Origin of the sequence: Isoptericola sp. NPDC056605, from assembly GCF_042792795.1 — a bacterium.
Lineage (GTDB): Bacteria > Actinomycetota > Actinomycetes > Actinomycetales > Cellulomonadaceae > Isoptericola.
This window is the reverse complement of record NZ_JBHTVT010000011.1, coordinates 96,740-119,943: the sequence shown is the minus strand read 5'-3', so window position 1 is coordinate 119,943 and position 23,204 is coordinate 96,740. Positions and strand designations below refer to the sequence as shown.

At 74.5% G+C, this 23,204-nt stretch carries 21 protein-coding genes; 8 read left to right on the top strand and 13 right to left on the bottom strand.

Translation table 11 applies throughout. The annotated features are described in order from the left end of the window. Window positions 1–60: 60 nt before the first annotated feature. The 3 genes from ACFQ8Y_RS13055 to ACFQ8Y_RS13045 form a co-directional block, all read right to left on the bottom strand. Entirely contained in the window at window positions 61–585 is a 525-nt protein-coding gene (locus ACFQ8Y_RS13055) for an O-acetyl-ADP-ribose deacetylase (RefSeq protein ID WP_430585709.1), read from the bottom strand. A 34-nt stretch (window positions 586–619) separates the two neighbouring features. Beyond that, window positions 620–868: a PspC domain-containing protein gene (locus ACFQ8Y_RS13050; protein ID WP_430550844.1), complete on the bottom strand. Its 249-nt coding sequence runs from the start codon at window positions 866–868 to the stop codon at window positions 620–622. A gap of 79 nt (window positions 869–947) precedes the next feature. After that, complete coding sequence (locus ACFQ8Y_RS13045; protein WP_430550845.1) at window positions 948–1,838, bottom strand: LysR family transcriptional regulator; 891 nt, start codon at window positions 1,836–1,838, stop codon at window positions 948–950. A 104-nt stretch (window positions 1,839–1,942) separates the two neighbouring features. Between ACFQ8Y_RS13045 and ACFQ8Y_RS13040 the strand changes: the two genes are divergently transcribed. Beyond that, window positions 1,943–2,518, top strand: coding sequence for a dihydrofolate reductase family protein (locus ACFQ8Y_RS13040; protein WP_430550846.1), 576 nt, complete (start codon window positions 1,943–1,945; stop codon window positions 2,516–2,518). Window positions 2,519–2,683: 165 nt separating this feature from the next. On the opposite strand, the gene ACFQ8Y_RS13035 is transcribed toward ACFQ8Y_RS13040, so the two are convergent. Then, entirely contained in the window at window positions 2,684–3,604 is a 921-nt protein-coding gene (locus ACFQ8Y_RS13035; protein ID WP_430585708.1) for an aminoglycoside phosphotransferase family protein, read from the bottom strand. Window positions 3,605–3,655: 51 nt separating this feature from the next. Here ACFQ8Y_RS13035 and ACFQ8Y_RS13030 point away from each other — a divergent pair, with 51 nt between their 5' ends. After that, window positions 3,656–4,534: an endo alpha-1,4 polygalactosaminidase gene (locus ACFQ8Y_RS13030; RefSeq protein ID WP_430585707.1), complete on the top strand. Its 879-nt coding sequence runs from the start codon at window positions 3,656–3,658 to the stop codon at window positions 4,532–4,534. 15 nt (window positions 4,535–4,549) lie between these two features. Here the strand turns inward: ACFQ8Y_RS13030 and ACFQ8Y_RS13025 are convergent, their stop codons facing one another. Continuing rightward, the gene (locus ACFQ8Y_RS13025) at window positions 4,550–5,047 is read right to left on the bottom strand and encodes a MarR family winged helix-turn-helix transcriptional regulator (RefSeq protein WP_430550849.1); all 498 of its coding nucleotides are present in this window, start codon (window positions 5,045–5,047) and stop codon (window positions 4,550–4,552) included. Window positions 5,048–5,131: 84 nt separating this feature from the next. Here ACFQ8Y_RS13025 and ACFQ8Y_RS13020 point away from each other — a divergent pair, with 84 nt between their 5' ends. The 3 genes from ACFQ8Y_RS13020 to ACFQ8Y_RS13010 all read left to right on the top strand — a co-directional run bounded on the left by ACFQ8Y_RS13020 (window position 5,132) and on the right by ACFQ8Y_RS13010 (window position 8,525). Further along, window positions 5,132–5,605, top strand: a complete 474-nt coding sequence (locus ACFQ8Y_RS13020; RefSeq protein WP_430585706.1) for a cupin domain-containing protein — start codon at window positions 5,132–5,134, stop codon at window positions 5,603–5,605. Further along, entirely contained in the window at window positions 5,605–6,045 is a 441-nt protein-coding gene (locus ACFQ8Y_RS13015) for a DUF4267 domain-containing protein (protein ID WP_430585705.1), read from the top strand. The genes ACFQ8Y_RS13020 and ACFQ8Y_RS13015 overlap by 1 nt, the downstream gene beginning before the upstream one ends. A gap of 158 nt (window positions 6,046–6,203) precedes the next feature. Then, window positions 6,204–8,525 carry a hypothetical protein gene (locus tag ACFQ8Y_RS13010; protein WP_430585704.1) on the top strand — a complete coding sequence of 774 codons (2,322 nt, stop codon included), beginning with the start codon at window positions 6,204–6,206 and terminating at the stop codon, window positions 8,523–8,525. A gap of 18 nt (window positions 8,526–8,543) precedes the next feature. On the opposite strand, the gene hrpA is transcribed toward ACFQ8Y_RS13010, so the two are convergent. The 5 genes from hrpA to ACFQ8Y_RS12985 all read right to left on the bottom strand — a co-directional run bounded on the left by hrpA (window position 8,544) and on the right by ACFQ8Y_RS12985 (window position 16,629). After that, a complete protein-coding gene (hrpA, locus tag ACFQ8Y_RS13005; RefSeq protein WP_430585703.1) occupies window positions 8,544–13,034 on the bottom strand; it encodes an ATP-dependent RNA helicase HrpA in 4,491 nt (1,496 codons plus the stop codon). 43 nt (window positions 13,035–13,077) lie between these two features. Continuing rightward, complete coding sequence (locus tag ACFQ8Y_RS13000) at window positions 13,078–14,019, bottom strand: CPBP family intramembrane glutamic endopeptidase (RefSeq protein WP_430550854.1); 942 nt, start codon at window positions 14,017–14,019, stop codon at window positions 13,078–13,080. Next, a complete protein-coding gene (locus ACFQ8Y_RS12995; protein ID WP_430550855.1) occupies window positions 14,006–14,776 on the bottom strand; it encodes a CPBP family intramembrane glutamic endopeptidase in 771 nt (256 codons plus the stop codon). The genes ACFQ8Y_RS13000 and ACFQ8Y_RS12995 overlap by 14 nt, the downstream gene beginning before the upstream one ends. Before the next feature lie 127 nt (window positions 14,777–14,903). Then, a complete protein-coding gene (locus ACFQ8Y_RS12990) occupies window positions 14,904–15,461 on the bottom strand; it encodes a VanZ family protein (protein WP_430585702.1) in 558 nt (185 codons plus the stop codon). A gap of 58 nt (window positions 15,462–15,519) precedes the next feature. After that, entirely contained in the window at window positions 15,520–16,629 is a 1,110-nt protein-coding gene (locus ACFQ8Y_RS12985) for a substrate-binding domain-containing protein (protein ID WP_430585701.1), read from the bottom strand. 162 nt (window positions 16,630–16,791) lie between these two features. Between ACFQ8Y_RS12985 and ACFQ8Y_RS12980 the strand changes: the two genes are divergently transcribed. Further along, window positions 16,792–18,480 carry an acyltransferase gene (locus ACFQ8Y_RS12980; protein WP_430585700.1) on the top strand — a complete coding sequence of 563 codons (1,689 nt, stop codon included), beginning with the start codon at window positions 16,792–16,794 and terminating at the stop codon, window positions 18,478–18,480. Between the two features lie 28 nt (window positions 18,481–18,508). Here the strand turns inward: ACFQ8Y_RS12980 and ACFQ8Y_RS12975 are convergent, their stop codons facing one another. Next, complete coding sequence (locus ACFQ8Y_RS12975; RefSeq protein ID WP_430585699.1) at window positions 18,509–19,444, bottom strand: aldo/keto reductase family oxidoreductase; 936 nt, start codon at window positions 19,442–19,444, stop codon at window positions 18,509–18,511. A gap of 47 nt (window positions 19,445–19,491) precedes the next feature. Next, the gene (locus ACFQ8Y_RS12970) at window positions 19,492–20,352 is read right to left on the bottom strand and encodes an aldo/keto reductase (protein WP_430585698.1); all 861 of its coding nucleotides are present in this window, start codon (window positions 20,350–20,352) and stop codon (window positions 19,492–19,494) included. A 97-nt stretch (window positions 20,353–20,449) separates the two neighbouring features. Here ACFQ8Y_RS12970 and ACFQ8Y_RS12965 point away from each other — a divergent pair, with 97 nt between their 5' ends. Further along, window positions 20,450–21,346, top strand: a complete 897-nt coding sequence (locus ACFQ8Y_RS12965) for a LysR family transcriptional regulator (RefSeq protein WP_430562575.1) — start codon at window positions 20,450–20,452, stop codon at window positions 21,344–21,346. An 18-nt stretch (window positions 21,347–21,364) separates the two neighbouring features. Here ACFQ8Y_RS12965 and ACFQ8Y_RS12960 read toward each other — a convergent pair whose 3' ends face one another. Next, window positions 21,365–22,165, bottom strand: a complete 801-nt coding sequence (locus ACFQ8Y_RS12960) for a class I SAM-dependent methyltransferase (RefSeq protein WP_430585697.1) — start codon at window positions 22,163–22,165, stop codon at window positions 21,365–21,367. A 94-nt stretch (window positions 22,166–22,259) separates the two neighbouring features. On the opposite strand from ACFQ8Y_RS12960, the gene ACFQ8Y_RS12955 reads away from it, so the two are divergent. Then, complete coding sequence (locus ACFQ8Y_RS12955) at window positions 22,260–23,201, top strand: D-2-hydroxyacid dehydrogenase family protein (protein WP_430585696.1); 942 nt, start codon at window positions 22,260–22,262, stop codon at window positions 23,199–23,201. Window positions 23,202–23,204: the final 3 nt, after the last annotated feature.

The window sequence follows — 23,204 nt, the reverse complement described above, 5'->3', positions numbered from 1 at the left end:
GCTCGCGAGGTGCCGCCACAAGGCTGTGGACGACCGCCTGTGGACAACCGTTCGCGCAGGTCAGGCGGTCGCGAGCGCCTGCTCGAAGGCCGCCAGCACGGGCGCGTTGAAGAGCACGAAGCGGACCTCGTCGATCGCGGCCGGGTTGGCGTCGTCCCACGCGCGGACGGCGTCGAGCGCGGCCCGCGCGACGTCGTCGGGCGACCAGCCGTACACGCCGGCGCCGACGGCGGGGAACGCGACGGTCCGGGCGCGAAGGTCGGCCGCGACGTCCAGCGACCGCGTGAAGCAGGAGGCGAGCAGCGCGGGGTCGGTCTGGCCGGCGTGCCGGTTCGGGCCGACCGTGTGGATCACCCACGCGGCGGGCAGGTCGAAGCCGGGCGTCGCGACGGCGTCGCCCACCGGCAGGCCGTCGGGCAGCGTGCTGCGGCGCAGCTCGCGGCACGCCTCCAGCAGGCGCGGGCCCGCGGCGGCGTGGATGGCGCCGTCGACCCCGCCGCCGCCCAGCAGCGACGAGTTCGCGGCGTTGACGATCGCGTCCGTGGCGACGGTCGTGAGGTCGCCGCGTTCGAGGGTGAGCTCCACGGCTCCTCCTGGTGGGTCGGGAACGGGTCCGGCGTCAGGCCGTGCGCAGGGCCTTGTCCTCGTCGGGCATGAGGATCCACAGCACGATGTAGGCGAGCACCTGCGGGCCGGGGATCAGGATCGACGCGACGGAGAGCACGCGGACGAGGCCGCGGCTCCAGCCGAGGTAGTCGGCGAGGCCGGCGCAGACGCCGCCGAGCACGCGGCCGTGCTTCGGTCGGAACAGCTTGCGCCTCGGTGCCGGGGAGGGCTGGACGTAGGGGGTCGAGGTCGGTGTGGTCATGCTTCGACGGTACGAGCGGCGGGCCGGGCTCGGTATCGGGTGGTCCCCCGGTTCGACCCTGAGCGGCCCTGAGCCTGCCTCAGATGGCGCGCGAGCCGAGCTCGCGGGCCGTCTCCGCGAGCGCGCGGATCTCCGCGTTCTCCCGCTCGCGCAACCAGACGAGCACCCACTCGGTGTCGGGGACGTCGACGAGAGGGACGTAGACGACCCCGGGGTGCGAGTAGTAGCGCGTCACGTGCGCGTTGAGCGGTGTGACGGCGTCGCCCGACGCCACCGCGGTCAGGGCCTCGTGGAACGTGCGCACGGCCGGGCCGCGGAGCACCGCCCGGCCGGCGGGCGTCCTGCGGGGGACCATGGCCTCCTCCCAGTACCCGGGCACCGCGGGGCCGAGGTCGAGCACCGTGTGGTCCCCGAGCACCTCGACCGGCACACCCTCCTCGGCCGCGAGGGGGTGGTTCGAGGCGACGGCGAGGACGCGCCCCTCGGTGAGCACCCGAGGGCCCACGACGACATCGGGCTCGCGCACGGGGGCCCATGTCACCTGGGCGTCGGACGCGCCGTCGCGCAACCCCCCGAACGGGTCGGAGAAATGGAACTCGCGCCGCTCGACCGCGCATCCCGGGTGGCGACGCGTGAACGCGTCGACCAGGGGGCGCAGCTCGTGGCCGATGATGCCCATCGAGGCGAGCCGCAGCGTCCCTTCGGGCCGCGTGTCGGCGCGGCTCGCCGCCGCGATGCCGGACTGGATGAGCTCGTAGCCCTGGCGCAGGTCGTCCCGCAGGCGGGCGCCGACCGGGGTCAGCTCGACGCGCCGGCTGGTGCGCGTGAAGAGGGTTGTGCCCATGCGCCGCTCCTGGCGGCTGATCGCCTGGCTCACGCGTGCCGGCGACACGTGCAGGCGTTCCGCGGTGCGCCCGAAGTGGAGCTCGTCGGCGAGCGTCAGGAAGATCTCGATGTCCTTCAGGTCCACGCGGCGGCCTCTCGTGTCGTCGTGCCACATCGTTCGTCTCCGGTGAACGATGGCGACAGGATGCGTCATTGATGCGGGTCCTGCGGAACTCGACGCTGGGAGGCATGAGACGACTCACCTACTTCGTGGCCATCTCGATCGACGGCTTCCTCTCGGGGCCAGATGACGAGGTCGACTTCTACCCTTCCTCCGACGCGTACAGCGCACGCATGATCGAGACCCTCCCGGACGTGCTGCCCAGCCATGTCCGTGGGCAGCTCGGGGTGGCCGACGAACCGAACCGCACCTTCGACACCATCGTCATGGGGCGGCGGACCTACCAGCCGGCCCTCGACATCGGGGTCACCAGCCCGTACGCCCACCTGCGCCAGTACGTGGTGTCGTCGACGCTGCCGGACCTCGACCCGGCGGTGACGGTCGTGCGCGACGACCCGGTGGAGCTCGTGCGCCGGCTCAAGGCCGAGGACTCGCCGCTCGACATCTATCTCGCGGGCGGCGGGCTCCTCGCGGGGGAGTTGCTCGGCGAGATCGACCGGCTCCTCGTCAAGCTGTACCCCGTGGTCGCGGGCGCGGGCAGGAGCGCGTTCGGCTCGTCGGGATTCCGGCCCACGACCTACGACCTCACCGACGCCATCACCTTCGAGGGCGGCAACGCCGTGCTCACCTACGACCGTGCCTGAGCGCGCTCCGGCCCGGCCGGCCCAGCCCCGGAGGCGAGCGGCGCCGGTCCTCCCGGCGCGCGCGGTCCGCCCGCGCCGGCTCCTGCGGCCGCGCTGTCGACGTCGCGCGCCGCGCCGGCGCCGCGCCGATGTCACGACGTGCGCCGAGCCGACGGACGCGCGGCCTCAGTCCGTGACCGCCGCGGCGACGCGCCGCTGGGACGCCCGGGCGAACTGGGGCCAGCGGTCCCAGTAGTACGGCAGGGCGATGATGCCCTGCACCAGCACCCACCCGCGCCCGCGCTCCCAGGCGCCGTCGTCCAGGTCGCCGCCGGGACCGGCGCCGGCCGCCTCGCGGAACGCGTCACGGTCGCGGCCGGCGAGCAGCCACCACGCGGGCGGCAGGTCCGCCGCCGGGTCGCCGACCCCGAGCGCGCCCCAGTCGATGACGGCGGTGAGCCGTCCGCCGTCGGCGAGCAGGTTGCCGGGCATGAGGTCGCCGTGCAGCCACGCGCCGGGCACGGGGGCGGACGCGGCCTCCAGCGCGCGGTCCCAGGCCTTGAGGACGGCGGGCCCGTCGACGCGGTCGCCGGCCTCGGCGGCGGCGCGGCGGACGTCGTCGTCCAGGCGGGCGAGCGGGACGCCGCGGCCGGTGCCCTCCTTGACGGGCCCGTCCGTGGGGTCGACGGCGCGCAGCGCGGTGACGAAGGCGCCGAGGTCGACGGCGGCGCGGGCGGGGTCCAGGTTCGGGACGGCGTCCGGGTCGAGCGGGTCGGACGCGGCCGCGCCGGGCACCCACGGCACCACGGACCAGTGGAACGGGTACGCGTCGTCGGGCTCGCCGACGGCGAGCGGCGCCGGCACCGTCAGCGGGACGTGGGGGGCGATCCGCGGCAGCCACCGGGCGTCGGCGAGCGCGTGCTCCCCGGACCATCCCACCTTCGGCATCCGCGCCACGAGCTCGTCACCGAGGCGGAACAGCAGGTGGTCGGTGCCGGACTCCCGTACCGGCGTCACCGGCAGCGCGGCCCACCGCGGGTGCTGCGCCGCGACCAGGCGGCGCACGTCGTCGGCGGTGACGGGGACCTCGTCGTCGTGCAGCGGCATGGGCCGACCGTAGGCGCGCGTCACCCGCCGCAGCCAGGTGATACTCGGGGCATGCGACGGACGAGGGCGGTGCTCACACCTGTGCTGGCGGGCGCGCTGGCGCTCGCGGCGACGTCGTCCTGCACGTCCGGACCGGCGGCCTCGTCGTCGCCCGCGACCTCCGGCACGACGCCGGAGGTCGCGCTGCCGCCGACGAGCGGCACCTTCGACTACCAGCTCGGCGGCGCGTACGACGAGGTGGAGGCCGGGGACGGGCCGACGGCGATCGACGTCGTCGTCCGTGACGCGACGGCCGACCCGCTGCCCGGGGCGTACTCCGTCTGCTACGTCAACGGCTTCCAGACGCAGCCCGGCGAGGACGACCTGTGGGCCGGCCACGAGGACCTGCTGCTGCACGACGCCGACGGCGACCTCGTCGTCGACCCGGACTGGCCGGACGAGCACGTGCTGGACCCGTCGACGGCCGAGCAGCGCGCGGGGATCCTCGAGGTGCTGGGGCCGGTGGTGACGGGGTGCGCGGAGGCCGGCTTCGACGCCGTCGAGCTCGACAACCTCGACACGTGGACGCGGTTCGACGAGATCGACGAGGCGGGGGCGCACGCGTTGGCCCGCGCGTACGTCGACCTCGCGCACGGCGCCGGGCTCGCGGTCGCGCAGAAGAACGCCGCCGAGATCACCCGGACCGCCAAGGAGGACCTCGGCTTCGACCTCGCCGTCACCGAGGAGTGCGCCGCGTGGGACGAGTGCGCCGCATACACCGACGTCTACGGCGACCACGTGCTGCAGGTCGAGTACCCCGACGCCCTCGACGAGGCCGGCCTGACCTTCGACGACGTCTGCGCGCGGGACGACCGCGCGCCGCTGACGGTCCTGCGCGACCGGGACCTCGTCGCCGCCGGCGAGGACGGCTACCTGTACGACGCCTGCTGACGTCGTCGCGCGGCCTCAGCCCTGCGCGAGGTGGGCGACGAGCTTGCGCGTGACGCGGTCGAGGTCGGCGCGGTCGCGGCTGGTGAGCGGGGCGACGGCCTCGGCCTGTCCGGCGGCGTGCTTCGTGACGGCCTCGTCCACCAGGCGCCTGCCCTCGGGGGTGAGCTCGACGTCGAGGCTGCGCCGGTCGTGGGCGCTCGGCACGCGCACGATCCAGCCGCGCTTCTCCAGCCGGTCGAGGCGGCCCGTCATCGTGCCCGTGGTCATGAGGAGCGCCCGGGCGAGGCTGGTGGGGGACAGGCGGTACGGCTCGCCCGCGCGGCGCAGGGCGAACATGACGTCCCCGTCGCCGCGGTTCACGCCGTAGCCCGCCGCGACGCTCTCGGTCCGGGCGTCCACGAGCGCCGCCGCGCGGGTCAGCCGCGCGAGGAGCGCCATCGTGTCGCGGTCGATGTCGGGGCGCTGGTCGGCCCACTGCTGGACCAGGGCGTCGATGCGGTCGTTGTCGTCCACCCGGCCACTTTAGCTTGCGCGCGAGTTACTTGGGGTCTAGCTTCGTTCCAAGTCGCTCGTACGCAAGTAACTTGAGGAGGAGCAATGACGACGACGCTGACGCTCAACGGGTCCGAGTCCCTGGTGGTGCTCGACTCCGCCGCCGACCGCTTCGAGGTCGAGGCCACCTACGAGCCCCGGGGCGAGCGACCCCCGAAGCACGTGCACCCGCACCACGACGAGGAGTTCACGGTGCTCGCGGGCACCATCCGGGTCGGCTTCGCCGACCGCGAGCGGGACTACGCCGCCGGCGAGTCGTTCCTCGTCCCGCGCGGCACCGCGCACCACATGTGGAACCCGGGGGACGAGCCGGCCGTGCTGCGCTGGCTCAGCACCCCGGCCGGCCGCGTCGAGGAGTTCTTCACCGCCATGGACCGGCTGCAGCGCGAGGGCCGGGCCGGGCTGGTCCCGCTGGCCGGCGTCCTGCACCGGTATCGCGACGTCATGCGGCCGACGTCGCCCGTCACCCGCGCCGCCGTCCGCGTGCTCGGTCCGCTCTCCCGGGGCGGGCGCGCCTGATGCGCCGGCACCTGGCCACCGGCCTCACCGTGCTGCTCGCCCTCGGCATCGGCTACGTCGGCATCAGCTACCTGTTCTTCCCCGCGGCCACGGCGCCGCAGTTCGGCATGGCCGTCTGGCCAGAGGGCGACGCCGCGTCGTTCCTCGCCACCAAGGGGGCCCGCGACCTCGCGTCCGGGCTCGTCCCGCTCGCCCTCCTGCTCACGGGCCAGCGCCGTGCGCTCGGGTGGGTGCTCACCCTCTGGGCCGTGGTCCCGCTGGCCGACGCCGTCCTCATCCTGACGACCGGCGGGTCCGTCGTTACCGCGCTGGCCGTGCACGGGCTGACCGCCCTCGCGCTGGTCGTCACCGGCGTGCTGCTGCTGACGGAGAAGCCGGCACGGGCGACCCGGACCACCGCGCCGACCGCGGCTCTCCAGGGCGCTTCCAGCAGCCGTTGACCTGGCGCTATGCTCCCGCTCGGCGAGCGTGCGTCTTCGCCCTCGGACGGCGCCGTCCGGGTGTTCTGCCAGGAGCGGGGAGCACGATGCAGCAGCGAGGTCTGGCGCGCGGGCGTCTGACGCGGACGGCCCGGAGGCTACGACCGTTGTGGGTCGGCGTGAGCGCCCTGGCGGTCGTGACGGCCGGGCTCGGGCCAGCGACGGCAGCGACGCCCGCAGGGTTGCCGCCTGCGCCGACGGTGCTGGCGGTGAACGGCGAGGTGTGTCGTTCCGAGCCGCTGGTCACGACGTTCGAGGGCGAGGCCGACGACACGGTCCTCCTCGAGTTCGCGTTCGCCGACGCCCAGGTGACGACCGCACGCGTCGAGGTGCTCGAGCAGGACGGCGACGTCCGGATGGACGCGACGCAGGTCGAGGTGCGCGACCGTCGGGGTCGCGTGAGTCTCGTCCGCGGTACGCACGGGATCGTGGAGGGCGAGCGGTACACGTACCGGGTGCGCGGCGTGTCGGCCGAGGGGCCCTCCGAGGAAGCGCTCGACTGCGCCTTCGAGCTGCACGGCGGCCCGCACTGGCCGGAGGTCCTCCCGGTGCTCGGCAAGCCCGGGGTGTACACCTCCGTGAACAGCGGAGGCGTCGGCGTCCCCGGGGCGTTCGTGGCGGTCCCGAAGGTGCGAGGTGACGCCGTCGCGTTCGAGTACGGCTTCACCGACGCGGACGGCACCCAGCCCACCGAGCTGACGCAGATCGAGGCGAGCGAGGACGGGACCGCCGAGATCCCCGTCGTCCCGTCGACGCCCGGGACCCATTTCCTCGTGGTGGCGGGCATCGACGCCGACGGGGTGCGGGGGGCCTGGGAGACGCGGAGGTTCAAGGTCGCCGCAGGCAGCGCGGTCAGACCCGCACCGGCTGTCACCCTCAGCGTGGGGAACGACACCGCGCCGGATGACGGACGCGTCCCAGTCAACGTCAGGCTCTCCGCCGACCTCAGGGGCAGGGACGGCCAATCGTTCCCGATGGGCGAGGCCATCGTCCGCTCGTCGACGGGGGCGGAGCTCGGGCGCACCACCTTCGACTCGATGTCGGAGCCGGTGCTGGTCGACGAGGCGGCCCTCGGGACGGGGTTCCGCGACCTGCAGGTGGAGTACCGGCAGTTCGCCGGGGCCGCGCCCGTCGTCACGACGGCGCGGGTGTGCGCCGGCTCGTGCCCCTTCAGCGGCGGCAAGGTCTCGGTCGGCTCGGACAGCGGCAGGGTCAGCGTGACCACCGACCTGACGGCCCGAGTGTCCGGGTTCTCGCCCGCTCCGTGGTCCTACACCTACCAGTGGCTGCGCGACGGCAAGGCGCTCAAGGGCGCGACGACGAAGGACTACTTCGGTGTCCCGACCGATCAGGGCCACCGGCTCTCGGTGAGGGTGACCGCGCACGGCCCGCGCATGACGCCCCGCTCCGTGACGTCGTCGTCCGTCCTGGTGGGCGACCGCGACGAGATGCACGTCGACTACGGCGTGAAGTTCACGAGGTTCGACTGGGAGCACCGGTTCAGCTACCAGACCACCCACGACGGCGAGACGGCGGGCTGGCCCGGCAGCGGGTACACCGTGGAGATGCTGTCGGCGACGCCGCTGACCCGTGCCTACACCACGAGCACCGGCCCGGTCGACGGCTCCGCGATGTGGTTCGAGATCAGCGGCTACGTCGAGGGCCAGGGGTGGTCGGGGCAGAAGGTCCAGAAGACCGACAAGGTGCCCTACGTCGGGAGCATCGGTGGGAAGCGCCGGCTCGAGGCGATCCGCATCGACACGGCCGGGCCGGTCTCGCCGTACTACGACGTCTTCTACCGCGTCTACGTGCCGGGGCGCGGCTGGCTGGGCTGGGCGACGAACGGCGGCACGTCGGGCACGGTCGGCTACGGCAGCCGCATCGAGGCGGTGCAGATCAAGGTGCTGCGCCACGGGACGACGCCCACGGCGTCCGGGACGGGCAACGCGCCGTACTACTCGCGGACGACGCAGAAGCAGGTGCACGTCGAGGCGTTCATGCACCCGAGCAAGGTGTGGCGCGTGCCCATGGGCGGGGGCTCGACGGCGGGTCGCGCCGACAGCGTCAGCGCGCCCCAGCGGCTCAACGCCGTGCGGGTGGACCTCGACGGCCGGTACTCCGGCAGCGTGCAGGTCTCCGCCAAGGTCAAGGGCGACGGATGGCGGCCGTACGTCGGCAACGACCGCACGGCCGGGTCGACCGGCTACGGCTCGCCGACCTCGGCGTACCGCATGCGGCTCACGGGTGCGATGGCGGACCACTACCGCCTCTACTACCGCACGTACGTCCAGGGCGTCGGCTGGCTGGGCTGGGCGCACGACGGCGCGGCGTCCGGCACGTCGTCGTACACCACGCGGCCAACGGCGGTGCAGGTGCTTCTGGTGCCGAAGGGCGAGGCCGCGCCGCGCAGCGGGTACGGGAGGGCCGCCTACCGCAGCTGACGCGGCGTCGGGGCCGGGTCACCAGCCGTTCGGGCTGAGCACCTTGCGGATGCGCTTCTCGCTGACGGCGCCGTCGGTGCCGAGCTGCTGGGCGAACAGCGAGACGCGCAGCTCCTCGATCAGCCAGCGCACGTCGGCCAGCTCCGCCGCCCGGACCGGGTCGGCGGGGCCGGCGGCGTACGCGGCACGGGCCTTGTCGTAGGCCTCCGTGACGTCGTGCACGCGCCAGGCGAGCTCGGCGTCGCGCGCCGGGTTGGTCTGCGCCTTCTCCAGCCGGTACGACGCCGCGCGCAGGTAGCGCACCAGGTGCGGCACGCGGCGCGGGGGCGTCTGGGCGATGAAGCCGTCGTGCACCAGCCCGGCCACGTGCTCGCGGATGTCCTGCAGCGTGTTGAGCAGGGCGAGCGACGACGACGAGCGCACCTCGCCCTCGACGGTCCGCCAGGCGGTGAGCGCGGCGACGACGTGCCCGACGACCCGGTGCACCTCGTCCTCCAGGTGCCGGCGCACGAACGCGCGCGCCTCGGCGTACGCGTCCGCGTCACGGACCTGCGCCGCCACGGGGCCACCGGTGGGTGTGCCGGGGGCCTTCTCCGCGTCGGGGCTGGTCAGCGCGGTGACGGCGGCGAGCCGGAGGTCGGCGACCAGCGACTCCGTGTTCCGGTACGGCGCCGCGGCCAGCGTCAGCGACTGCGACGACGACCAGCGTGACGTGACGCGCCCCGTCTGCAGGGCGGTCTCCGTCAGCAGCAGGCGCCGGACGCCGCGCGCGTGGGCGGCGTCGCGCCCCGAGGCGTCGGCGAGCACGCGCAGCGCGACGGACGGCTTGCGCCGCGCATCCTCCTCCTCGACCAGGGCGGGGTAGCCGCGCACGACGACGCCGCCCCCGAGGTCCGTCGACACCGCGTCGGGCAGGCGCCCGTCGGGCAGGCCCTCCGGCCACGTCGTCAGGTCCGTCTGCTCGGGGACGACGGAGCTCGCGCCGGGCGCGGAGGACGACGCGCCGGGCTGGGGCGCGGGGCGTCCCGGCGTCGGCGCGGGGGTCGGCGAGGCGGGGCTGCCCGCCGAGCGCCGCGCCTCCTCGAGCGCCAGCCCGACGGCGCCCTTCACGGCCGCGCGGACGGCCGCCTCGGCCTGCGCCGCGAGGCGCTTCTGCAGGGACAGCAGGTCCTTGGACTCGTCGAGCGGAGCCGGGGCGGGACGCCGCCCCTGTCCCCTGCCGCGTCCCTTGCCCTTCGCGGCGCCCCTCGACGGCGCGGGCGCGGCATCCTCGACCCGGAACGTCATGCGCAGGTGGGCGGGCAGCCGCTCGACGCGCTCGGCGTCCCACACCTCGTCGGGGATGACGACGTCCCGCAGCGCGCGGACGGCGCGCGAGAACGCGACGTGGAACGGCTCGGCCATGTCGCCCGCGCGGGTCATGTCCTCCCACGCCGGCGTGTTCTCCCGCAGCCAGCCGGCGACGGCGCGGCCGACGTCCGGCGCGGGCACGAGCTGCACGCGCACGGCCTTGGGCAGCGACTTGATGGTCGCGACGCACAGCTCGTCGAGCAGGCCCGGCACCATCCAGTCGAAGCCCTCGGGGGCCACCCGGTTGAGGATCGACAGCGGGACGTGCACGGTGACGCCGTCGGCCGCCGCGCCGGGCTGGAACTGGTAGGTCAGGGGCAGCGTGACCTCGCCCTGCGTCCAGGTCTCCGGGAACTCGGACGTGTCCACGGCACCCGAGTCGACGAGCTGGTCGAGCGTGAAGGTCAGCAGGTCCGGCGTCTCGCGCTGCGCCGTCCTCCACCAGCGGTCGAAGTGGGCGGCGCTGACGACGTCGTCGGGCACGCGCTCGTCGTAGAAGGCGAACAGGTCGTCCTCCGACGCGACGAGCCCGCGCTGCCGCGAGCGCGCCTCGAGCTCCTCCGCCTCGGCGAGCAGGCGCCGGTTCTCCGCGAAGAACTTGTGGTGCGTGGTCCACTGCCCCTCGACGAGCGCGTGCCGCACGAACATCTCGCGCGCCGCCTCCGGGTCCACCTTGGCGTAGAGCACGGGCCGGTCGGCGACGATCGGCACGCCGTACAGCAGCACCTTCTCCGTGGCCATGGCCGCGCCCTGCTTGGTGGACCAGTGCGGGTCGGAGTACGTGCGCTTGGCGAGCGGGCCCGCGAGCTCCTCGGCCCACTCCGGCTTGATGCGGGCGACGTCGCGCGCCCACAGGCGCGACGTCTCCACGAGCTCGCCGGCCATGATCCACTCCGGCGGCTTCTTGCTCAGCGGCGAGCCGGGGAAGATCGCGAACCGGGCGCCGCGCGCGCCGACGTACTCGTTGCGGGCGCGCTTCGCGGCCTGCCGCAGCGCGCGGGCGCGGGCCTCGCCGCGCAGGTGCGCCACCGACGACGCCTTGATCTCGCCCGTGTCCTGCATGCCGATCTGGCTGAGCAGCCCGGCCAGCAGCGACCGGTGGATGGTGTCGTCGTCCCACGTGAGGCGGTAGTCGGTCTCGGTGGTCCCGACGGGCTCGGCCGGCCCGGACGTCCGCGGCTTGAACGACATGTCGATGCCGAGCGGCTTGGCCATCTCGCGCAGCTGCGCGACGACGTCCTGCCACTCGCGGATGCGCAGGAAGTTGAGGTACTCGGCCTTGCACATCCGGCGGAACGCGGACGAGCCCATCTCGTGCTGCTGGCCGCGCACGTACTCCCACAGGTTCAGGGCCGTGAGGAAGTCGGACGTCTGGTCGGTGAACCGGGCGTGCAGCTGGTCGGCCTGCGCGCGCGACTCCGTGGGCCGCTCGCGCGGGTCCTGGATGGACAGCAGCGCCGCGACGATCGCCACCTCGCGCGCGACGCCGCGCTTCGATCCCTCGATGATCATGCGCGCCAGGCGCGGGTCCATCGGGAGCTGCGCGAGCGTGCGGCCGACGTCGGTGAGGCGCGTCGCGCCGTCCGTCGTCTCCAGCGCGCCCAGCTCGGACAGCAGCTGCACGCCGTCGCGCACGGCCCGCGTGTCCGGGGGCTCGACGAACGGGAACTTCGCCACGTCGTCGGGCGTCGTGACGACGCCGACCGAGATCATCTGCAGCAGCACGGACGCGAGCGACGTGCGCAGGATCTCCGGCTCGGTGAACTCCGGCCGGTTCTCGAAGTCGTCCTGCGAGTAGAGGCGGATCGCGACGCCGTCGGCCACGCGGCCCGAGCGCCCCGACCGCTGGTTCGCCGACGCCTGGCTGATCGGCTCGATCGGCAGCCGCTGCACCTTGGTCGCCTTGGAGTAGCGCGAGATGCGCGCCGTGCCCGGGTCGACGACGTAGTGGATGCCCGGCACCGTCAGCGACGTCTCCGCGACGTTCGTCGACAGCACGATGCGCCGGCCCGGGTGCGACTGGAACACCCGGTGCTGCTCCGCCGCCGACAGCCGCGAGTACAGCGGCAGGATCTCGACGTGGTCCGGGCGCTTGGCGTCGCGCACGCGGTCCTTGAGGTGCCCCTCGAGCGCGTCCGCGGCGTCGTGGATCTCCCGCTCGCCGGACAGGAACACGAGGATGTCGCCGGGGCCCTCGCGCATCAGCTCGTCGCAGGCCTCGACGATGCCCGTGACCAGGTCCTTCTCCTCGCCTTTTTTCTTGGTGGGGGAGTCGGGGTCGGTGTCCGGGGACAGGGGCCGCCAGCGGATCTCGACCGGGTACGTGCGGCCGGTGACCTCGACGACGGGCGCGGCGTCCGGCAGCACGTCGACGACGGCCTCGGGGGCCCCGCCGACCTCGGCGAGGTGCGACGGGGAGAAGTGGGCGGCGAAGCGCTCCGAGTCGATCGTCGCGGACGTGATGACGAGCTTGAGGTCCGGCCGCCGCGGCAGCAGCCGCGAGAGATAGCCGAGCAGGAAGTCGATGTTCAGCGACCGCTCGTGCGCCTCGTCGATGACGATCGTGTCGTAGGCGAGCAGGTCGGGGTCCCGCTGGATCTGGGCCAGCAGGATGCCGTCGGTCATCACCTTGACCAGCGTGTCGTCGCTGGACTCGTCGGTGAACCGCACCTGGTAGCCGACGACGCCGCCCAGCGGGGTGGCCAGCTCCTCCGCGACGCGCTCGGCGACGCTGCGCGCCGCGATCCGGCGCGGCTGCGTGTGCCCGATCTGGCCCTTCCGGCCGCGGCCGAGCTCGAGGAGGATCTTCGGCAGCTGCGTCGTCTTGCCGGACCCCGTCTCGCCCGCGACGACGACGACCTGGTGGTCGCGGATCGCGGCGGCGATGTCCTCCCGCCGCGCCGAGACCGGCAGCTGCTCGGGGTAGACGATCGGCGGCACCTCGACGGCGGCGCGCAGCGCGGCGGCCTTCTCGAGCTGCTCGCGGCTCACCCGGCGCGGGCCGGTGCGCTGCGGGCCGCGCCGGTTCCCGGCGTTCCCGCGGCCCTGCCCCCGCCTCCGACCACGGCCGCGACCCCGACCGTGCTCCCGGTCCTGGGGACGACGCGCACCGCCGTCGTCCGACGACGACTGCGGTGCGGGGCTGGGCTCGGTGCTCACGACGTCCCATTCTCTCAAGCGCCGCAAGGTGATTCGTGCCCCGCTACGCGGCGGCCGCCACCCCGGCCGCCGGGCCCGTGGCCGCGCCGTCGTCGGACCGGGCCAGGTGGCGGCGCAGCGCGACGAACGCGACCGCGACGACGACCACCAGCACCACGGTGAGGTACACGCTCGCCTCCGTGCCGAACTCGCCGCCCGTGAGGGCCGCGCTCGACCCGTCCGCGGGGGCGAGCCGCACGAGGGTGTTGTCCCGGCCCTCACCGCTCACCGCGATGCCGAGCACGTTGCCCTGCACCATGTTCCAGCCCGCGTGGATCCCCATCGCCGTCCACAGGGTGCCCTGCCGCAGCACGAGCAGGCTCACGAAGATGCCGAACAGCGTGATGTTGAGCTTGGCCAGGAGGTTGCCGCCGGGGTGGATGAACGCGAACAGCGCCGCGAGGAACACGACGGCCAGCCAGGCGGGCCACGAGTACAGGTGCCGCTGCAGCAGGAAGCCGCGGAACACGATCTCCTCGCTGCTGCCCTGGATCAGCCAGATCGGCAGGGTGGCCAGCACCAGACCGAGCGCGGCGGTGCCGTCCAGGGTGCCCGGCCCGCCCTCGGTCACGACCAGCTGCCCGGACAGGATCGACGGCAGCGCACCGAGCGTGACGAGCACTCCGCCGAGCACGAGACCCACCAGCATGCGGGCCCACCACCGGCGGTCGCGCAGGCCGAGCGACCCCGCCGGGCGCCGCTCGTAGAGCACCACCCACAGCAGCACGATGACGATGGGCCACAGGTCGGTGACGCCCTCGATCACCTGCGACGCGAAGCTGGACAGGTCGGTGCTGTGGCCGGTCGCGAGCCGGATCCCGGCGCCGATCAGCACCTGCACCACCAGCACGGCGAGCAGGATGCCGACGACGTACGTCAGCCAGATCGGTGTGCGGCGTCGCCCCTCGTCGATCGCGCGGACGAACGGCAGGTCACGGACGCGCACGGTCGGCGCCCTCCGCCTCGACGGCAGCGGGCGCGTCGGCCCCCGTGCGCTCGTCGGCGCCGCGGATCACCCACGCGACGACGGCGAGCCCGAGCAGGCCGATCAGCGGGGTGGCGAGCCCGGCGACCGGGACCGTGTCGTCGTCGACGAAGTTCACCGTGAACACCGACACGTCCCACAGCCCGTGCAGCACCATCGCCCACACCAACGAGCCGGTGACGCGACGCAGGATGTAGAACACCGTGCCGGACCCGGCCGCGATCAGGGCCTGGAGCAGCGCCTTCTCGGGCGCCAGCCCGGAGAGCGAGTTGGCCAGGTGCATCGCGCCGAACAGCAGGGTGCTCAGCAGCCACACCCCGACCTCCCGGTAGCGCGACCGCAGGGCGACCAGCAGGACGCCGCGCGCGGCCAGCTCCTCGCAGAACCCCACCCCGACGCCGAGCAGCAGCAGCGCGATCAGGAACGACGCGTCGAACGCGGACCACTCGGTCTGCGCGAAGCTCACCAGCGCGAGCAGCGCCATGAGGACGGGCACGACGATCGGCCACCGGCGCGCGCTGGGGTGCCGGTCGTGCAGGGCGGGCCGCCACCAGCCGAGGGCGGTCGTCACGGCGACGAGGTAGACCGCGCCGACCACGAACGACGGCACCGTGGAGCGGTAGATCGACTCCGCGCTCGTCCCGACCTCGTCGAACGGCACGCCGGCGATCGCGCCCACCACGACGACGATCACCAGGTACCCCAGGAGCACCGCCACACCGATCCATGCACGAGGCCGTACGCGCACGACACCACCGCCTTCCGCTCGACGTTCCCGGACCGTGCAGGGCGGCGCCGCCGCGCTCTTATCGTCGGGGTGGTCGGCGCCTCGCGCGACCGGGACCTCAGGGCATCCGGCTGACCGCGACGTCGCCCGGCGGCGGCCCGGTGAGGCGTACGGGCGAGGCGACGAAGAGCGCCGCCGCGAGCAGCGCGAGCACGGTCCCGGCGACGCACCACCGGGTCACGACCGTGGACGTCCGGGCCCGGAGCGTGCGGCGCGCGAGGACGACGACGCCGAGCCCGGCGAGGCCGCCCGCGGTGTTGACGACGACGTCGGTGACGTCCGAGCTCCCGACGGCCAGCACGTACTGCGCGACCTCGAGGAGCGCGCTCGCCCCCGCGAGCGTGGCCGCCGCACGCCACCACGGCCACGACGGCGCGAGGAGCCCGAGGTAGACGCCGAACGGCAGGAAGATCACGAGGTTCAGGACGAGCTCGACGGGTTCGCTGGCGCCCGCGTGGGCGGTGGCCGCGAACGGCACGAGCTTGACGACGCGCTGTCCCGCCTCGCCGGTGAACGGCACGTCGAGCTTCCACAGGACGGTCCAGGCGACCAGGGCGAGGTACGCCGCGAACAGCAGGGGCAGCAGGAGCCGCGGGCGCGGCACGGGGGCGGTCATCGCCCCAGCCCACACGTCGCCATGTTGCGAGAGCGTATGCAGAACGCGAGCCCGCCGGTCACCGCCGGGAGCTCACGCTCGACGCGCGGACCGTGAGCGTCGGGTCGAGCAGCAGGCGGTGCGTCGGGCGGCGGTCGCCCTCCGTGAGCCGGGCGACCATGGTCTCCACGGCGAGCCGGCCGACGTCGTACGTCGGGGGGCGGACGGCGGTGAGGGGCGGGTCGCCCAGCTCGGCGACCTCGTCGTCGTAGGCGACGATCGCGAGGTCGTCGGGCACGCGGACCCCGTGGTCCTGGCAGTACTGCGCGAAGGTCAGCGCGAACGGGTCGGAGTGCAGCAGCAGGGCGGTGGTCCCCGTGCGGCGGAGGTCGTCGAGGGTCGACGCGAGGCGCTCCGCGCGGCCCGGACGGTCGAAGCCGTCGCTGTGCCCCACGACCTGCTCCTCCGGGTCGATCCCCAGGGAGCGCAGCGCGTCGCGCCATCCGCGGCCCACGGCGCGCGACGTCGTCGTCCCCGCGATCGACAGCAGCCCGATGCGGCGGTGCCCCTGGGCGTGCAGGTGCCACACCGCGGTCGCGGCGCCGGACGCGTGGTCGGACACCACCCACTCCAGGCGCCGGAACGGGCTGATCTCCGGCGGCCGGCGGTCGGCGAGCAGCACCGGCGTGCGTAGCCGGTCGAGCCAGCCGAGGAGCTCGCCACCCCGCGGCCCGTCCAGCGTGGGGGTCACGACGAGCCCGTCCACCCCCGCCTCCGCGAGCCGCCGGCACTGGTGGCGGTCCTCGTCGGGGTCGTAGGCCGTGGTGCGGATGACGAGCCTGACCCCGGCGGGCGCGGCGGCGGCCCGGGCCCCCGCCACCACCCGGGGGAAGTAGTAGTCGAGCTGCGGGACGACGAGCCCCACGGTCAGTCGTGACCCGCGGGCGGCGGGCTCGGGCGTGGGGGAGGGAGCGACGCCCGCGGACGGCTCGGGCAGCGCGGCGCCGCCGTGCACGCGGACCAGGAGCCCCTTCGCGGCGAGCGCGTTCACGTCGCGCCGCACCGTCATCGCGGACACGCCGAGCTGGGCGGCGAGCGCGCCGACCGCGACGGTCCCGCGGGTGCGCAGCTCGCGCATGATGTGCTCGCGCCGCGCGGTGCCGGACGCGGGCCCCGTGGTGGGTGGCAAGGGTGCCTCCTCGGCGCGGCGGAACTGCCTGTTCGAGTGTGTTCATTTCTAGCCGATGTGCGAGCTCTCCGTCCGTCGCTGTCCGAGACTCGGGCACGTCCGTGCCGACGGAGGCCGACGAACAGGAGTCGAGATGACCGTGCGAACGCACACGCAGGACCGGTGACGGCCGAGCTCGACCGGGGCGCGCTCGACTTCACGCCCTGGCGGTTCTGGGCCGACGCCGACGACGGGCAGCGGGAGCGTCAGCTCGCCCTGCAGGCGGAGCTGGGCCGCGGGCGCGGGTACGTCCTCGGCGAGCGGTGCTTCGTGTCGGAGCAGGCGTCCGTGACGAACGAGGTCCTCGAGCTGGGCGACCGCACCTACGTCGCCGCCGGCGCCTACGTCAGCGGCACGCTGCGGGCCGGCCGCGACTGCAGCCTCAACCCCTACACGGTGGTGCGGGGCGACGTGCGGCTCGGCGACGCCGTCCGCATCGGCTCGCACACGTCCGTGCTCGGCTTCAACCACTCGATGGAGCCGGAGCCGGAGGTGCACCGCCAGCCGCTGACCTCCGCGGGGATCACCGTCGGGGACGACGTGTGGATCGGCTCGCACGTCGTCGTGCTCGACGGCGTCACCGTGGGGGACAAGGCGGTGCTGGCGGCCGGGGCGGTCGTCACCAAGGACGTGCCCGCGGGGGCGGTCGTGGGCGGCAACCCGGCGCGGCTGATCCGCTGGCGGGTGCCGCCGGCACCCGCGGCCCGGCCCGGCGGCGGCCTCGCGCAGGCGGTGCGCGTCCTCGGCGCCACGGCCCGCGAGGAGGCGCGCGCGCTGCTCGACCGGTGCTGGGACCCCGCGGCTTGCCTGTTCGTCGACGCGCCCGGCAGGACGCCGACGGTCCGGGCCCAGTGCGACGCCGTGGAGATCGCCGACCTGCTGCTCGGCGGCCCTCCGCCGCAGCTGCCGGCCGAGGAGCAGGTCGCGCGGCTGCGGTCCTGGCAGGACCCGGCCACCGGGCTCGTGGGCGAGCTGGTGGGCGGGCTGGTGGGCGAGCACGGGGAGGACCTCGCGCCCGCGACCCCGCGGCCGGGCCTGTTCGACCCCGCCGCCGGCTACCACGTCCTGTCCGTCGGGTACGCGCTCGACCTGCTCGGCAGCGCGTTCCCGCACCCGGTCGCCGTCGTGGCGGACGCGACCCCGGGCGAGGTGATCGCCGGCCTGGAGCGGCAGGACTGGCGCACCGGCGCGTGGTCGGCCGGCCACTGGGTCGACATCCTCGGCACCGCGATGCACTGGAACCGCCGCGCCGGCGTCGCCGGCTCCCCGGGGGCGCAGGAGGCCCTCCTCGGGTGGCTGCTCAGCCGGGCGGACCCGCGCACGGGTATGTGGGGCCAGCCGGGCGGGGCCGACGGGCTGCTCCAGGTCGTCAACGGCTACTACCGCGCGTCGCGGGGCACGTTCGCGCAGCTCGGGCTGCCCGTCCCCGCGCCGGAGCGCGTGATCGACACGGTGCTGGAGCACGCCCGCGACCCCCGGTTCTTCCGGCCGGAGCGCCACAACGCGTGCAACGTGCTCGACGTCGCCCACCCGCTGTGGCTCACCCGGGGTACCGGCCATCGCGGCGACGAGGTCGTCGAGCTGGCGAGAGGGCTCCTCGGGCACGCGCTGCGGCGCTGGTCGGCCGGCGAGGGGTTCGCCTTCCAGGCCGCCCACCCGTCCACCGCCGGCGCCCCCGCGACGACGCCCGGCCTCCAGGGCACGGAGATGTGGCTGGCGATCGTGTGGCTGCTCGCCGACCTCGCGGGTCTGTCCGACGAACTCGGCTACCGGCCCCGCGGGGTGCACCGGCCGGAACCCGTCGATCGGTGATCGGTGACGGGTCCCGGCCGGTCGCGGCTCAGGGCACGCGGTACCCGGCGGCCCGGAACAGCTCGTACCACTCGGCCCGCGTGAGCGGGAGGTCCGAGCCCTGCGCCGCGCCCGCGACGCGCTCCGGCGTCGTCGTGCCGAGCACGACCTGCATCCCCGCCGGGTGGCGCGTGATCCACGCGACCGCGATCGCGATGGGCGGCACGTCGTACTTCGCCGCGAGGCGGTCGATCACCGCGTTGAGCTCGGGGTAGTCGTCCGAGCCGAGGAACACGCCGGTGAAGAACCCGGCCTGGAACGGCGACCAGGCCTGCACGGTGATGTCGTGCAGGCGGCAGTAGTCGAGGATGCCGCCGCCGTCGAGGGTGAGCGACTGGTCCTCGCCGGCCATGTTGGCCGCCACGCCCTGCGCCACGATCGGCGCGTGCGTGATCGAGAGCTGGAGCTGGTTGGCGACGATCGGCTGCCGCACCGAGCGCTTGAGCAGCTCGATCTGGCCGGGCGTGTGGTTGGAGACGCCGAAAGAGCGCACCTTGCCGGACGACTCCAGCTCGTCGAACGCGCGGGCCACCTCGTCCGGCTCGACGAGCGCGTCGGGGCGGTGCAGCAGGAGCACGTCGAGGTAGTCGGTGCCGAGCGCCGTGAGGGAGCCCTCGACGGACTCGACGAGGTGCTCGTACGAGAAGTCGAAGTACGGCCCCTCGCGCACGATGCCGGCCTTGGACTGGATGGTGAGCCGCTCGCGCTCGGACGGCGTCAGCTGCATGGCCTCGGCGAAGCGGCGCTCGCAGCCGTGCAGGTCGTCGCCGTAGACGTCGGCGTGGTCGACGAAGTCGATGCCGGCGTCGCGGCCGGTGCGGACCAGCTCGCGGACGGCGTCGTCGTCCAGCTGCTGGATGCGCATGAGGCCGAGCACGACGTTCGGGACCTGGCGGCCGGTGGGGCCCAGGGGGACGGTTCGCATGGATCCTCCTCGATCGGGGGAGAGGTGGGTCGGTGGGTGCGGTGGGGTCAGGAGCCGGAGAGCTCGGCGAGCTCGTCGGCGGTGAGGACCAGGTCGACGGCCCGGGCGGAGTCCTCGATGCTCGCCGGTCGTGACGCCCCCGGGATGGGGACGACGACGGGCGCGAGCGCGAGCTCCCACGCGAGGGTGACCTGCTGCGGGCTGACGCCGTGGGTCTCCGCGACGCGGCCGAACGCGGCGTGCGCGGTGCCGACGTCGCCCGCCCGGCGGATCCCGCCGAGCGGCGACCAGGGCAGGAAGGCGATGCCGAGGGACGCGCAGTGCTCGAGCTCGACCAGGCTGGAGCGGAACGCGGGCGAGAACTGGTTCTGCACGGACGCGAGCCGTCCGCCGAGCACCTCGTTCGCCTCGTCGATCTGCGCGACGTCCGCGTTCGAGATGCCGGCCTGGACGATGACGCCGTCGTCGAGCAGCTCGACCAGCGCGCCGATCGACTCGGCGTAGGGCACGGCGGGGTCGGGGCGGTGGAGCTGGTAGAGCCCGATCGCATCGACGCCGAGGCGTCGCGCGGACTCCCGGGCGGCCTTCTTGAGGTGCTCGGGGCGTCCGTCCTGGCTCCACGACCCGTCGCCGGGGCGCAGGTGGCCGCCCTTGGTGGCGACCAGGACGGCGGACGCGTCGCCGCCCCAGGAGCGCAGCGCGCGGGCGATGAGCTCCTCGTTGTGGCCGACCTCGTCGGCGTGCAGGTGGTAGGCGTCGGCGGTGTCGATCAGGGTGACGCCCGCGTCGAGCGCCGCATGGATCGTGGCGACCGAGCGTGCCTCGTCGGGGCGGCCCTCGATGGACATCGGCATGCCGCCGAGCCCGATCGCGCTGACGGTCTGGGTTCCGATCGTGCGAGCTTCCACGGCTCTCCTTGTGTCGTCGGTGCCTCCGACGATAGGAAGAGGGCGGTTGATGAGTCCAACAACTGGACGTCATGGGTTTCAGCACCGGGAGCGATCAATGGAGCTGCGGCAGATGGAGTACCTCGTCGCGGTGGCGGAGGAGGGCCACTTCACGCACGCCGCGGCGCTCTGCGGCGTCACGCAGTCCGGCCTGTCCGCCGCGATCCGCAACCTCGAGCGCGAGCTCGGGGCCGACCTGTTCGCGCGCACCACGCGGCAGGTCGCGCTCACGGACGCCGGGCGGGCGCTGCTGCCGTTCGCGCGGCGGATGCTCGCCCAGGCCGCCGCGGGCCGCGACGCCGTCGTGCGGGCGAGCCACCAGCTCTCGGGCCGGCTGCGGCTCGGCGCCGAGCAGTGCCTCGGCGTGGTCGACGTCGCGCCGCTGCTCGAGCGGTTCCGCCTGCGCTACCCGCTCGTGGACGTCCAGTTCACCCAGGCCGGATCGCGCGAGCTCACCGCGCAGGTGCGGGCGGGCGACCTCGACGTCGCGTTCGTCGCGGCCACCGAGCACCTCGGCTCCCTGCGCCGGCTCGAGCTCGGCCGCCGCCCGATCGTGCTGCTCACGCACGCGACCGATCCGCTCGCCTCGGCCCCCGAGGTCGCGTGGGAGGACCTCGTCGACCGCGACTTCGTCGACTTCCGCGAGCAGTGGGCCATCCGGCGGCTCGCCGACGACGCGTTCGGCGCCCGGCACCTCGAGCGCCGGGTGCGGATGAGCGTCGACGACGTGCACACGCTGCTCGACTTCGTGCAGCGCGGCCTCGGCATCGCCGTCGTCCCGCAGCACGTCGCGACCAAGCCGCAGGCCGCGGGCCTCGCGGTGCTGGAGCTGCCCGAGCGCGGGACGCCCGAGTGGGTGGTCGCCGCGATCGCGGCGCCGACGGCCGAGCCGACCGCCGCCCGCCTGCTGGAGCTCGTCGGGGAGGCGAACCTGGCGGTGGCGCAGCCGGCCTGAGCCGGCGGTGCGCACAGGTCAGGGCTTGCGGGCGGTGCAGCGGAAGCGGACCTGCGTGACGTCGACCGGGCCGGAGCCGTGCAGCTCCACGAGCCGCTCGACCTGCGTCGCGACGTCGAACCCCGGCACCGTCCACGGGGTGAGGGCGAGATAGGTGACCACCGCCTCGACGTCGGCGAAGCGGAGCCGCCCCCGCCACTCGTCGGCGGCGTCGACGGTCAGCCCCGCCCGCTCCAGGTCCGGGCGCGCACGGTCGAGGCGGACGTGCGGGTAGAGGGGCTGCGCACCGAATGCGTCGCGCAGCTCGAACGCGTCGCGCCCGTCCACCTGCTGGGTGAGGAACGCGCCGCCCGGGGCCAGGACGCGCGCCACCTCGGCGGCGTCGTACGCCTCGTGCCGCGCCATGAGGACGTCGACGGAGCCGTCGGCGAACGGCATCCGCGGGTCCGCCTCGGCGTCGTACGCCAGCACCGGCACGCCGTAGGGCGCGAGCCGCTCCCGGGCGACCGGCTCGTTCGGCGCCCAGCCCTCCGTCGCGACGACCGTTGCCCCGGACCCGGTCGGCAGCCGGTCCAGCAGCACGGACAGGCGCTCGCCGCCGCCCGTCCCCAGGTCCACGACGGTGCCTCGCCCCGCGTGCTGCATCGAGGCGAGGCAGTCGGCCCCGAAGTCCCACGGCGGGTCGTCGGAGGTCGTCGCGCCCGCGAGGGCGGCGAAGTCCCAGCCGACCATGGTCGTGCGGCGGTACAGGTCGACCAGCCTGGTCACCAGGTCGTCGGCACGGTCGTCGGCACGGTCGTCGGCACGGTCGTCGGTCATCCGGCGAGGCTAGCCACGCACGCCCGCGAGCGCGCCGCCATTTCCCGGGTAGCGTCGGCACCGACCGAGAGCCGGGCCGAACGAGGAGGTCACCGTGCGCGTCGCCGTCCTGGACGACTACCAGCGGGTCGCCCACCGCTTCGCCGACTGGGCGAGCCTGGGGGCCGAGGTCGACTTCCTCGACCGCCCGCTGCCCGACGACGACGCGGTGGTCGCCGCGCTCGCGGGGTACGACGTCGTCGTCGCCCAGCGGGAGCGGACGCCGTTCACCGCGGCGCGGCTGGCGCGCCTGCCCGACCTGCGGCTCCTCGTGACCACCGGGCGGCAGAACGCGGCGATCGACCTCGACGCGGCACGCGAGCGCGGCGTGGTCGTGTGCGGCACGGAGTCGCCGGCGAACGCGACGCCCGAGCTCACCTGGGCGCTGGTCCTCGCCGTCCTGCGACACGTGCCGGCCGAGGACCGCGCGATGCGCGAGGGCGGCTGGCAGCACACCGTCGGCGGCGACCTGGAGGGTCGACGGCTGGGCATCGTCGGGCTCGGGCGCATCGGCGCGCGCGTGGCGCGGGTCGGGCGGGCGTTCGGGATGGATGTCGTCGCCTGGAGCCAGCGCCTCGACCCGGCGAAGGCCGCGGAGGCGGGGGTGCGCGCCGTCGCGAAGGACGAGCTGTTCGCGACGTCGGACGTCGTCACCGTGCACTACAAGCTGAGCGACCGCAGCCGCGGCATCGTGGGCGCCGACGACCTGGCCCGGATGAAGCCGACCGCCGTGCTCGTCAACACCTCGCGCGGCCCGCTCGTGGACACGGACGCCCTGCTCGCCGCGCTGCACGACGGCCGCCTCGGCGGTGCGGGCCTCGACGTGTACGACGTCGAGCCGCTGCCCGCCGACCACCCGCTGCGCTCCGCTCCGCGCACCGTGCTCACGCCGCACCTCGGGTACGTCACCGAGGCGACGTACCGCACCTTCTACGGCCAGGCCGTGGAGGACGTCGCCGCCTGGGCGGCGGGCGCGCCGGTACGGGTGCTGACGTAGGCG

Bases quoted from the DNA above. Each gene is read 5' to 3' on its own strand.
- ACFQ8Y_RS12990 (WP_430585702.1), bottom strand. From the start codon at position 15,461: ATGACCGCCCCCGTGCCGCGCCCGCGGCTCCTGCTGCCCCTGCTGTTC.
- ACFQ8Y_RS12960 (WP_430585697.1), bottom strand. From the start codon at position 22,165: ATGACCGACGACCGTGCCGACGACCGTGCCGACGACCGTGCCGACGAC.
- ACFQ8Y_RS13030 (WP_430585707.1), top strand. From the start codon at position 3,656: ATGCGACGGACGAGGGCGGTGCTCACACCTGTGCTGGCGGGCGCGCTG.
- ACFQ8Y_RS13035 (WP_430585708.1), bottom strand. From the start codon at position 3,604: ATGCCGCTGCACGACGACGAGGTCCCCGTCACCGCCGACGACGTGCGC.
- ACFQ8Y_RS13050 (WP_430550844.1), bottom strand. From the start codon at position 868: ATGACCACACCGACCTCGACCCCCTACGTCCAGCCCTCCCCGGCACCG.
- ACFQ8Y_RS12965 (WP_430562575.1), top strand. From the start codon at position 20,450: ATGGAGCTGCGGCAGATGGAGTACCTCGTCGCGGTGGCGGAGGAGGGC.
- ACFQ8Y_RS12975 (WP_430585699.1), bottom strand. From the start codon at position 19,444: ATGCGAACCGTCCCCCTGGGCCCCACCGGCCGCCAGGTCCCGAACGTC.
- ACFQ8Y_RS13040 (WP_430550846.1), top strand. From the start codon at position 1,943: ATGAGACGACTCACCTACTTCGTGGCCATCTCGATCGACGGCTTCCTC.
- ACFQ8Y_RS13015 (WP_430585705.1), top strand. From the start codon at position 5,605: ATGCGCCGGCACCTGGCCACCGGCCTCACCGTGCTGCTCGCCCTCGGC.
- ACFQ8Y_RS13020 (WP_430585706.1), top strand. From the start codon at position 5,132: ATGACGACGACGCTGACGCTCAACGGGTCCGAGTCCCTGGTGGTGCTC.